This is a genomic window from Pseudomonas sp. NPDC087697 (assembly GCF_044743155.1).
GTDB lineage: Bacteria > Pseudomonadota > Gammaproteobacteria > Pseudomonadales > Pseudomonadaceae > Aquipseudomonas.
The window spans coordinates 1-11,038 of sequence record NZ_JBIUVW010000076.1 but is presented as its reverse complement, the minus strand read 5'-3'; the positions used below and the strand labels follow the sequence as shown (position 1 = coordinate 11,038).

Genomic DNA, 11,038 nt, shown 5'->3' with positions numbered 1-11,038 from the left:
TTCGTGCCTGGGCAATGACAACGAGACCGTCTCCGCTAACCTGCGTGCAAGTCGCCCTGGCATCCGGTTCAACCCGGAATATGCCGAAATGGGTCTGCGTAGCCAGGTTTCCGGCTCCATTGACCTGCCACTCGAAGAGTTGATCGATCGCAAGATCTATCGCTTCGTCGGCCACGCGGCGGCTTACGCCTACCTGGCCATGAAAGACGCCATCACTGACTCCGGCCTGACCGACGAGCAGGTTTCCAACCCGCGTACCGGCCTGATCGCCGGTTCCGGTGGCGCATCGACCCTGAACCAGATGGAAGCGCTGGATATCCTGCGCGAAAAAGGCGTCAAGCGCGTCGGCCCATACCGCGTTACGCGGACCATGAGCAGCACGGTTTCCGCTTGCCTGGCCACCCCCTTCAAGATCAAGGGCCTGAACTACTCCATCGCGTCTGCCTGCGCCACCAGTGCTCACTGCATCGGTACCGCCATGGAACAGATCCAGATGGGCAAGCAGGACATCGTGTTCGCTGGCGGCGGTGAAGAAGAGCATTGGAGCCAATCGTTCCTGTTCGACGCCATGGGCGCACTGTCCAGCCAGTACAACGAGACGCCGGAAAAAGCTTCCCGTGCCTACGACGCCAAGCGTGACGGTTTTGTCATCGCCGGCGGTGGCGGCATGGTCGTGGTCGAAGAGCTGGAACACGCTCTGGCCCGTGGCGCGAAGATCTACGCAGAAATCGTCGGCTACGGCGCGACGTCCGACGGCTACGACATGGTCGCTCCAAGCGGCGAAGGCGCCATCCGCTGCATGCAGATGGCCATGTCCACCGTCGACACGCCGATCGACTACCTGAACACCCACGGCACTTCGACTCCGGTCGGCGACGTCGCGGAAATGAAAGGTGTACGTGAAGTCTTCGGCGACAAGGCTCCGGCCATCAGCTCCACCAAGAGCCTGTCGGGTCACTCCCTGGGCGCCGCCGGCGTTCACGAAGCGATCTACTGCATGCTGATGATGGAAGGCAACTTCATGGCAGGTTCTGCCAACATCGAAGAACTGGATCCGGAAGTGGCTGACATGCCAATCCTGACCAAGACTCGCGAAGACGCCACCATCAACACCGTGATGAGCAACAGCTTCGGCTTCGGCGGCACCAACGCCACCCTGGTCCTGAAGCGCTGGCAGGGCAAATAACGCCCCGCTGCTTTCGCTGCACATAAAAACGCCCCGACTGGTTCGGGGCGTTTTTTATTGGGCGATCGATAAGCCAGTGGAACACCTGAATCGCTGGATGCTCTATAACTGCAAGGTCTTTTCCTGACGCGCACTCATCCCTACTGCCCATGAGGTTTGTCATGACCATTACCGTCAATACCGAATCCAGCGAAGGTTTTCGTCACAGCATCCAGATCGACGACCATCAGCTCTTCGCCGACGCGCCCAAAGCCTTCGGCGGCGAAGGCTCCGCGCCAGAGCCCCACGATTACTTCGATGCTGCGCTGGGGGCCTGTAAGGCACTGACCCTCAAGCTTTACGCACAGAAGAAAGAAATCCCGCTGACCGGAGTCACGGTCGAGGTCAAACACGACAACAGCCTGGAGCAGAAAGGCAAATATGCCCTGCATGTCAAACTGACCCTCAAAGGCGTACTCACCGACGCCCAGCGTGAAGAGCTGCACCGCGTGGCTGACCGTTGCCCGATCCACAAGCTGATGACCACCAGCGAAGTGACCATCGAGACTCACCTGTCTGAAGGCGCCTTCAGCCAATAGCGGCAAGCACAGGCTGTGCGGGTTATGCTCAACGGCATCACTCGTACAGCCTGGAATGCACCATGAACAGTCCGCTCGTGATCCGCCCACGCACCGAAGATGTCGAAGGCCAACCGATCCTGCGCCAGTTGCCGTCGGCCCAATGCCGCAGCGTCGGGCCTTTCGTGTTTTTCGATCACATGCTCCAAACCCGCTATCCGGCAGGCCGTGGCATGAACATCCGCCAGCATCCGCACATCGGCCTGTCCACCCTCACCTACTTGTTTGAAGGCGAACTCCAGCACAAGGACAGCCTGGGCTCTGACCAGATCGTGAAACCGGGTGACGTCAGCTGGATGACAGCAGGCAGTGCGATTGCTCACGTCGAGCGCACGCCGAGAGCGCTGTTGGATACCGATTTCAAGATGCACGGCCTGCAAATCTGGCTGGCATCCCCCAAAGAGCATGAACAAGGTCCCGGCCATTACAGCCATCACCCGGCCGCCAGCCTGCCGGTCAGCGATAATCTCGGTGTGAAGATTCGAATGATTGCCGGGAAAGGGTTCTGCCTGGAGTCACCGGTGCCGGTGCTCTCGCCTACGTTGTACGCAGAACTTGAGCTGAAAACGGCGACGACGTTGCTGATCCCCACTGAACATGAAGAACGCGCGCTTTACGTGCTGGACGGTGACGCCCAACTCAATGGCGAGCCGATTGAACCGCACTCGCTGGTGGTACTGCCCGCCGGGGAAGAAATGGACCTGTTCGCCGAAAGCGATTGCCACGCCATGCTGTTCGGCGGCGCGCCCATGGACGGACCGCGACGGATCAACTGGAACTTCGTCGCCAGCGATCCAGCAGTGATCGATGAGGCGCGCAGACGCTGGGCGGCCAGGGATTGGCCGACGGTGCCGGGCGAAAGTGAGCGGATCGAGTTACCCTGAGATCTTCGGTGTCAGTTACACCGCTTTCGCGAGCAAGCCCGCTCCCACACTGGATCGCATTCGTGCACGCATTCTGTGCTCACTGGATATCTAATGTGGGAGCGAGCTTGCTCGCGATGAGGTCAGCCCTGACACCGACGGTGCCAGGGCTAGAAACAACACTCAGCCCTGGAACACTTCTTCCAGCAAGTTATGCATCGACACAAAGGCCCGCCTGGCGGTCTTGGCGTCGTACATCATCATGCCCGGCACATTGGCATGCGGGTCGGTAAAGGAATGTACCGCGCCGCCGTAGCTCAGCAGTTGCCAATCCACACCCGCAGCGTTCATTTCAGCTTCGAAGGCCGGTAGTTGCTCTTTCGCGACCAATGGATCGGCAGCACCGTGCAACACCAGCACCGAGCCTTTGATGTTTTTCGCATCGGCAGGATTCGGTGTGTCCAACGTGCCATGGAACGACACAGCCGCCTTCAGTGGCGCACCGGTACGGGCCAGTTCCAGAGCACAGCAACCACCGAAGCAGAAACCGAAGGTCGCCAGTTTCGAGGTGTCTACTGCGGCCTCACTCTGGCTCTGCAAGGCAGCAAATGCCGCCTGCATGCGTTTGCGCAGCAACGCACGGTCATTCTTCAACGGCATCATCGCCGCGCCCGCCTCGTCGCCATTCTGCGGACGAATCGCCTGCCCATACAGGTCAGCGATCAACACTACATAACCTTTGGCGGCAACCTCCTGGGCAATCTTCTCGGCTCCGGCACTGACACCCATCCAGTTCGGCGCCATCAGCAAGCCCGGACGCGGGCCTGCGTGGCTGGCATCGAACGCCAGACGACCTTCGTAAGACTGACCATCAACCTGATACACCACGGAACGCACAGTGACTTGGCTCATGACTAACTCCCGTAAAGAAACGCCAGAATGAAAAAACCCGCCGAAGCGGGTTTTTCTTTAACGCGATTAAACCGACAGTTCAACCAGCAGCTTGTTCAGACGGCGCACATAGGCGGCCGGGTCTTTCAAGCTGTCACCGGCAGCCAGGGCCGCCTGATCGAAGAGGATGTGCGACAGGTCGCCAAAACGCTCCTCGCTCTGCTCACCGTCGAGTTTTTCGATCAGCGGGTGAGCCGGGTTGAATTCGAAGATCGGCTTGGAATCCGGAACCTTCTGACCGCTGGCTTCCAGGATCTGACGCATTTGCATGCCCAGGTCCTGCTCGCCGATGGCCAGAATCGCCGGGGAATCGGTCAGACGGTGGGAAACCCGCACTTCGCTGACGGTTTCACCCAGAGCAGTCTTGATCCGCTCAACCAGGCCTTCTTTGCTCTTGGCGACTTCTTCTGCGGCTTTCTTGTCCTCTGCCGAGTCCAGGTTGCCCAGATCCAGGTCACCGCGTGCCACGTCGACAAAGCTCTTGCCGTCGAAATCGTTGAGGTAGCTCATCAGCCACTCGTCGATACGATCGGTCAGCAGCAGCACTTCGATGCCCTTCTTGCGGAAGACTTCCAGGTGCGGGCTGTTCTTGACCTGTGCGTACGTTTCGCCGGTCAGGTAGTAAATCTTGTCCTGACCTTCCTTGGCACGAGCCAGGTATTCGGTCAGTGCGACCACTTGCTCGCCCTCTTCACCCTGGGTCGAAGCAAAGCGCAGTAGGCCGGCGATTTTCTCTTTGTTGGCGAAATCTTCAGCCGGGCCTTCTTTCATGACCTGACCGAAGTTTTTCCAGAAGCCCTTGTATTGCTCAGGCTCGTTCTTCGCCAGTTTTTCCAGCATGTCCAGAACGCGCTTGGTCAGCGCCGACTTCATCGAATCGATGATCGGGTCTTTCTGCAGGATTTCCCGCGACACGTTCAGCGACAGGTCGTTGGAATCGACCACGCCTTTGATGAAGCGCAGGTACAGCGGCAGGAACGATTCAGCCTGGTCCATGACGAACACACGCTGCACGTACAATTTCAGGCCACGTGGTGCTTCACGCTGATACAGGTCGAACGGAGCACGAGCCGGCACATAAAGCAGCGAGTTGTACTCCAGCTTGCCTTCGACCTTGTTGTGGCTCCAGCTCAGCGGGTTCTCGAAATCGTGAGCGATGTGCTTGTAGAACTCCTGGTATTCCTCGTCCTTAACTTCGGTACGCGGACGGGTCCACAGAGCGCTGGCGCGGTTGACGGTTTCCCATTCCTGCTCAGGCCCCGCCTTTCCATCAAGAGCTTCGCCTTCAGCGGCTGCCACTTCTTTTGGCAGCTCGATCGGCAGAGCGATGTGATCGGAGTATTTCTTGATGATGTTGCGCAGACGCCAGCCATCGGCGAACTCGTCTTCAGCGGACTTCAGGTGCAGGACGATGCGCGTACCGCGGTCTTCCTTATCGACGGTGGCGACGTCGAATTCGCCTTCGCCCTTGGACGACCAGTGCACGCCTTCGCTGGCAGCACAGCCTGCACGGCGGCTGAATACGTCAACTTTATCGGCAACGATGAATGCAGAGTAGAAACCCACGCCGAACTGACCGATCAGGTGCGAATCTTTCTTCTGATCGCCGGACAGGTGTTTCATGAAGTCGGCAGTGCCGGATTTGGCGATGGTGCCCAGGTGGGTCACGACATCGTCACGGCTCATGCCGATACCGTTGTCTTCGAGGGTGACGGTTTTGGCGTCCTTGTCGAAGCTCACACGGATTTTCAGTTCGGCGCCACCTTCCAGCAACTCAGGCTTGGACAGGGCTTCGAAACGTAATTTGTCGACAGCGTCGGAGGCGTTGGAGATCAGTTCGCGAAGGAAAATTTCCTTGTTGGAATACAGCGAATGGATCATCAGGTGCAGCAGTTGCTTCACCTCGGTCTGGAAGCCCAGGGTTTCCTTTTGAGTTTCCACGCTCATGGTCATCAAACTCCGATTGGATGGCAGTGGCCGCGCCCAGAAGGGGTGGCGGCGGGATGTCATCAAAGTTGGGGGCTATGACGGGGATTTCAAGGGCTGGGGGTCTCTTCAATCTTGAAATGCGCACGCGCCGTGGCAATCGGCTCGGTTTGGGTGCTCTGCCACGCGGTTATCGCAACGTTGGCGACCCGCCGCCCCTGACGGTACACCTGGCATTTGGCGTAGGTGTCGCGAAACTGCCCGGCACGCAGATAATCGAGCGAGAAATCGATGATCTTCGGCACACCAGGGGAACCGGTGAAGATCAGTAAATGCAGGGCCGCAGCCAACTCCATGAAGCCTGCAATCACCCCGCCATGAATCGCTGGCAGCAAAGGATTACCAATATTGTCCTTGTTCGCCGGTAGACGAAAAAGCAGCTCATCGCCCAGACGCGAGCACTCGACACCAATCAGCTTGGCGTAGGGAATCAGGTGCAGCAACGAAGCGTAATCCCCACGCTCGTGGGCCTGCTGCAATTGTTCTTTGAAGTTATCAGTCATTTCGTACCACCACTGATGACGCCACCAAAGCCTTTGGTGCCTTTGACGCCCTTGCCCATGCGCATGAAGGTCCCGACCACATGGGCGATCGGCTGCTGCGGATCGTCCTGATAGGCGAACCCACGCGTGAAAATCACATCGGTCGTCACCCGGTAGCACTGGGCGAAGCCATGCACCTCTTTATGCGGTTCGGCCGGGTGCATGTAGTCGATACGCAGATCCAGGGTCGGGCAAACCTCGAACTCAGGCAAAACGCACAGCGTTGCCATGCCACACGCGGTGTCCATCAACGAGGTGATGGCGCCACCATGAATCACACCGGTTTGCGGATTACCGACGATCTGCGGGCTGTATGGCAACGTGATCGTCAGCCCGTCATTATTGGCACTGTGCACGCGTAACCCGAGTACCTGGCAATGCCTCAGCGCCGATAAAAACCGCGTCGCGCGCTCGAAAATGGGGTTGTCGGTCATTCGATAAAGGCTCTTTTTAGTGGCGTTGCATAGCAGTAGAGGGACTAAGAAAAAGTTCCATCCAAGACAAATCTTATATATCTGTAGGAAACATGGAACTTAACCCATGGCGGTGCGTTCGAAAGGGCAAGTAGATACTTTCCACCAGGAGAAACACCCCATGCGTAAGACTTTAGCTATTGCCTTGATGTTGACCGCTTCCCTCGGCATCGCTGCCTGCGGTAAAAAACCCGAGGACAAAGCTCAAGAAGCCACCCAACCGGCTGCACAAGCCCAGCAAAAAATGAGTGAAGCTCAGGATAAAGTGAACGACGCTGCCAAAGAAGCCGCCGATGCTGCCAAAGCTCAGGCTGATTCGACTAAAGCAGCTGCTGAACAGGCCGCTCCTAAAACCAACTAATCGGTTTTAGTGCTGTAAAAATAAAGCCCGCCAAGTGCGGGCTTTATTGTGTTCGCCTCTAACGCGTTAGAGCAACACCGTGCGCAAGGTCGGACTAAGCATCAGCAAAAACGAACAGACCAAGCTGACAAACCACACCAGACTTCGTTGCCAGGCCAAGTCTGCCCAATAACACAGCAAGTAGATCACCCGGGCAATCACAAAGATGATTGCCAGCCAGTCGATCAGCCACCCCGCCGTTTGCGTGGTGTGCGCCATCAACACCCCGACCGCAAACAACATGAAAGCCTCGAAACTGTTCTGATGCGCGGCCAGTGCGCGAGCGCCAAAGCCTGTGAGCTGTGCTTGCTGCGCGCGTGGCAGGTGATTGTTGTAACCGCCCTGCTCTTTCATGGCCTTGGCCACCGGCATTCGGGCGACGTAAATCAGCACGGCACTGATAAACACGCACCAGAACGGGATACTCATCAGCTCATCTCCTTGATCGCTTCAGGCAATGGCGCCTCCGTAGGGGTATAGACCATTACGTCGAGCACGTCGGAATGAAACTCCCGGCGATACAACACCAGCACCACACCGGCGCTCATCAACATGAACAGCCATGGGCTGACGAACCAGGCGAGCATGGTCATGCCGAAGTAATAAGAACGCAGACCGAAGTTGAACTGGTTGGCCGCCATCGAAATCACCCGCGCTGCGCGCGAAGCGAAGGCCTTGCGCTCCTGCTCGGAAACTTGGCGCTCGCCGATCATGGGCGCCGAGCCAATCAGGATTGCCGCGAAGTTGTATTGGCGCATGCACCAACTGAAGGTAAAGAAGGCATAGACAAACACCAGCGCCAGACACAGCAACTTGATCTCCGACATGCCTTGGGAGGCCTGTTGAACCATCGGAATATCCGCCAGCAATGACAACGCCCGCTCAGAGGAGCCCAGCACCGTGAGAATACCGGCGAGGATGATCAAGGTACTCGAGGCGAAGAACGAGGCGTTACGCTCCAGGTTGCCCACCACACTGGCGTCAGCGATGCGGTTGTCACGCAGCAGCATGCGGCGCATCCAGTCTTCGCGGTAAAGGTGCAGCACACTGGCCAGGCACGCGGTATCACGGCCCTTCCAGATGGCGTAACGGGTGTAACCGCCCCAGCAGATAACAAACCAGAGCGCGGCAAGAATGTGGATCAGGTTGGTGTGGATGAACGACATGCATATCCCTGTTAGACGTTGACAAGGTTGAAACCTGTAGGAGCAAGGCTTGCCCGCGATGAGGGCATAACATCCGACAGAGTTGTCGACTGACACACTGCCATCGCGGGCAAGCCTTGCTCCTACAGGTACTGCTTCGACGTTAGTGCAAGGAAAAAGACACTGCACCGCGCCCATAAAAAATGCCCCGTATCGATTGATACGGGGCATTTTTATTTTTGCGCAAGACCCGCTTGTGGCAGGCCTTGAAGCGTTAAGCCAGGGCTTCGCTGCGCTTGCCCAGCAAACGGTCGCAGGCGAATGCGACAACCAGGGTAAAGACACAAGGTACCAGCCACGCCAGACCTTGCTCAGCCAGCGGCAAGTGCGCCAACTGAGTTGGCATCCAGTCCGCCAGACCCGCGCCCTTGAGCGCGTCGATCATGCCGAACAGGAACGACACCAGCATCACCGGGCCAACGATGCGGCCCTGCTCAAGCCAGAAGTCTTTGCAGAAGCTCAGCGCGACCAGGACGATACATGGCGGGTAGATCGCGGTCAGTACCGGGATAGAGAACGCGATCAGCTTGGTCAGGCCCAGGTTGGACACCAGCAGCGAGAACGCGGCCAGGATGATCACCAGCGTCTTGTAAGACAGTGGCAGCACGCGACTGAAGTACTCGGCGCAAGCGCAAGTCAGACCGACTGCCGTCACCAGGCAGGCCAACGAGATAAGCACCGCAAGGAAACCGCTGCCCAGGGAACCGAAAGTGTGTTGCACATAAGCGTGCAATACCGCTGCGCCGTTGGTAGCGCCGACGGCCACTTCATGGCTGCCCGAACCCAGGCGGAACAGACTCACATACACCAGCGCCAGGCCGACGCCGGCAATCAGCCCGGCAGTGATCGCGTAACGAGTGATCAAGGCTGGAGACTCGACGCCGCGAGAACGAATGGCGTTGACGATAACAATGCCGAACACCAGTGCGCCAAGGGTATCCATGGTCAGGTAACCATTGATGAAACCCTGGGAGAACGGTGCCGCGACGTACTCAGGCGTCGCGGTGCCGATGTCGCCCGCCGGCAAGGCGAACGCGGCGATGCCGAGCACGGCCAGTGCAATGATCTTCAGTGGCGCGAGGAAACGGCCAACGGTGTCCAGCAGACGACCTGGATACAGCGAAATGAAGAACACCAGCAGGAAGTACACCGAGCTGTAGAGGAACAGCGCCAGCGGGCTTTCGCCAGTCAGCGGCGCCAGGCCCACTTCGAAAGACACGGTCGCGGTACGCGGGGTGGCGAACAGCGGGCCAACAGCGAGGTAGCACGCGGCCGCCAGTACGCCACCGGCGATTTTACCGATCGGGCTGCTCAATGCGTCCATGGCGCCACCGACCTTGGCCAGCGCGACGACGGTGATCACCGGCAGACCGACTGCGGTGATCAGAAAGCCCAGCGCCGCCATCCAGACATTAGGCCCGGACTGCAAACCGACGATAGGCGGGAAGATGATGTTGCCAGCCCCGACGAACAGGGCAAACGTCATAAAGCCAAGTGCCAGGATGTCCTGGCCTTTCAACACTTTCATTAAGGAAATACCACACTACTGAATCGGAATTTAGAGAGGGATTTCCCTTATGGGTGAGGGAAATGCTGTCGGTCCGTATAGGACTGACCCGTTTAGCGCGCAGCGTCCTTGTGGGCAGCAAACGCAAAATGGCGGCTAGCGTAACGAATTTGTCTGACAAACGCACTGTTACAGGGCGAACTATCCGATACGCGACATTTTTCATGTCGTGTTTACATATTAAAAGATCAAAAGATCGCAGCCTTCGGCAGCTCCTACAGAGAAACGCCGAACACATGTAGGAGCTGCCGCAGGCTGCGATCTTTTGATCTTGAGAAACGACAAAGGCCACCCGAAGGTGGCCTTTGTTTGGTGGAGCGTCAGCTAAGCGCGAGGCTTACTTCATCGCCCAGCCAGTCAGCTCGGACAGAGCCTTGCCGATATCTGCCAGCGAACGCACGGTTTTAACGCCTGCGTCTTCCAGGGCAGCAAACTTCTCGTCTGCAGTGCCTTTGCCGCCAGAGATGATTGCGCCAGCATGGCCCATGCGCTTGCCCGCAGGGGCAGTCACACCAGCGATGTAGGAAACAACCGGCTTGGTCACGTGTGCCTTGATGTAGGCAGCCGCTTCTTCTTCAGCCGAACCGCCGATCTCACCGATCATCACGATCGCTTCGGTCTTCGGATCTTCCTGGAACAGTTTCAGGATGTCGATGAAGTTCGAACCCGGGATCGGGTCACCACCGATGCCGACGCAAGTCGACTGACCGAAACCGGCGTCAGTAGTCTGCTTGACAGCTTCGTAGGTCAGGGTGCCGGAACGCGAAACGATACCGACCTTGCCTGGCAAGTGAATGTGACCTGGCATGATGCCGATCTTGCATTCGCCTGGAGTGATCACGCCAGGGCAGTTAGGGCCGATCAGGATCACGCCCAGTTCGTCGCACTTGACCTTGGCGTCCAGCATGTCCAGGGTAGGAATGCCTTCAGTGATGCAAACGATCAGCTTGATGCCGCCGAACGCTGCTTCAAGGATCGAGTCCTTGCAGAAAGGAGCTGGAACGTAGATCACGCTGGCGGTGGCGCCAGTGGCTGCTACAGCGTCTTTCACGGTGTTGAACACTGGCAGACCCAGGTGCTCGGTGCCGCCTTTGCCTGGAGTTACGCCGCCAACCATCTTGGTGCCGTACTCGAGAGCTTGCTGGGTGTGGACACTACCTTGCGAACCGGTAATACCCTGGCAGATAACTTTGGTGTCTTTATTGATCAGGACGCTCATTATTTGCCCTCCGCAGCTTTAACGACTTG

The 11,038-nt window shown here is 57.8% G+C and carries 12 protein-coding genes; 4 read left to right on the top strand and 8 right to left on the bottom strand.

The features are described from left to right. The 3 genes from fabB to ACIPIN_RS28450 all read left to right on the top strand — a co-directional run. Positions 1-1,186: beta-ketoacyl-ACP synthase I (gene fabB / locus ACIPIN_RS28460; RefSeq protein ID WP_401124738.1), on the top strand; the 1,186-nt coding region annotated here is incomplete at its 5' end. 161 nt (positions 1,187-1,347) lie between these two features. Continuing rightward, positions 1,348-1,764: an OsmC family protein gene (locus ACIPIN_RS28455; RefSeq protein ID WP_401124736.1), complete on the top strand. Its 417-nt coding sequence runs from the start codon at positions 1,348-1,350 to the stop codon at positions 1,762-1,764. A gap of 62 nt (positions 1,765-1,826) precedes the next feature. Continuing rightward, complete coding sequence (locus tag ACIPIN_RS28450) at positions 1,827-2,687, top strand: pirin family protein (protein ID WP_401124733.1); 861 nt, start codon at positions 1,827-1,829, stop codon at positions 2,685-2,687. Between the two features lie 162 nt (positions 2,688-2,849). On the opposite strand, the gene ACIPIN_RS28445 is transcribed toward ACIPIN_RS28450, so the two are convergent. The 4 genes from ACIPIN_RS28445 to ACIPIN_RS28430 all read right to left on the bottom strand — a co-directional run bounded on the left by ACIPIN_RS28445 (position 2,850) and on the right by ACIPIN_RS28430 (position 6,579). Beyond that, entirely contained in the window at positions 2,850-3,578 is a 729-nt protein-coding gene (locus ACIPIN_RS28445) for a dienelactone hydrolase family protein (protein ID WP_401124731.1), read from the bottom strand. Between the two features lie 66 nt (positions 3,579-3,644). After that, on the bottom strand, positions 3,645-5,564 hold the full coding sequence (gene htpG, locus ACIPIN_RS28440; protein WP_401124729.1) for a molecular chaperone HtpG: 1,920 nt from the start codon (positions 5,562-5,564) through the stop codon (positions 3,645-3,647). Between the two features lie 89 nt (positions 5,565-5,653). Next, on the bottom strand, positions 5,654-6,106 hold the full coding sequence (locus ACIPIN_RS28435) for a PaaI family thioesterase (protein ID WP_401124726.1): 453 nt from the start codon (positions 6,104-6,106) through the stop codon (positions 5,654-5,656). Beyond that, positions 6,103-6,579, bottom strand: a complete 477-nt coding sequence (locus tag ACIPIN_RS28430) for a PaaI family thioesterase (protein WP_401124724.1) — start codon at positions 6,577-6,579, stop codon at positions 6,103-6,105. Before ACIPIN_RS28430 ends, ACIPIN_RS28435 begins: the two co-directional genes overlap by 4 nt. A gap of 160 nt (positions 6,580-6,739) precedes the next feature. Between ACIPIN_RS28430 and ACIPIN_RS28425 the strand changes: the two genes are divergently transcribed. Next, positions 6,740-6,979, top strand: a complete 240-nt coding sequence (locus ACIPIN_RS28425) for a hypothetical protein (RefSeq protein WP_401124722.1) — start codon at positions 6,740-6,742, stop codon at positions 6,977-6,979. A 66-nt stretch (positions 6,980-7,045) separates the two neighbouring features. On the opposite strand, the gene ACIPIN_RS28420 is transcribed toward ACIPIN_RS28425, so the two are convergent. The 4 genes from ACIPIN_RS28420 to sucD form a co-directional block, all read right to left on the bottom strand. Next, positions 7,046-7,447, bottom strand: a complete 402-nt coding sequence (locus ACIPIN_RS28420) for an MAPEG family protein (RefSeq protein ID WP_401124719.1) — start codon at positions 7,445-7,447, stop codon at positions 7,046-7,048. After that, positions 7,447-8,184, bottom strand: a complete 738-nt coding sequence (locus ACIPIN_RS28415; RefSeq protein WP_401124716.1) for a DUF599 domain-containing protein — start codon at positions 8,182-8,184, stop codon at positions 7,447-7,449. The genes ACIPIN_RS28420 and ACIPIN_RS28415 overlap by 1 nt, the downstream gene beginning before the upstream one ends. Before the next feature lie 253 nt (positions 8,185-8,437). Continuing rightward, the gene (brnQ, locus tag ACIPIN_RS28410) at positions 8,438-9,751 is read right to left on the bottom strand and encodes a branched-chain amino acid transport system II carrier protein (RefSeq protein ID WP_401124713.1); all 1,314 of its coding nucleotides are present in this window, start codon (positions 9,749-9,751) and stop codon (positions 8,438-8,440) included. Positions 9,752-10,127: 376 nt separating this feature from the next. Then, the gene (gene sucD, locus ACIPIN_RS28405; RefSeq protein WP_401124710.1) at positions 10,128-11,009 is read right to left on the bottom strand and encodes a succinate--CoA ligase subunit alpha; all 882 of its coding nucleotides are present in this window, start codon (positions 11,007-11,009) and stop codon (positions 10,128-10,130) included. Between the last annotated feature and the right edge of the window lie 29 nt (positions 11,010-11,038).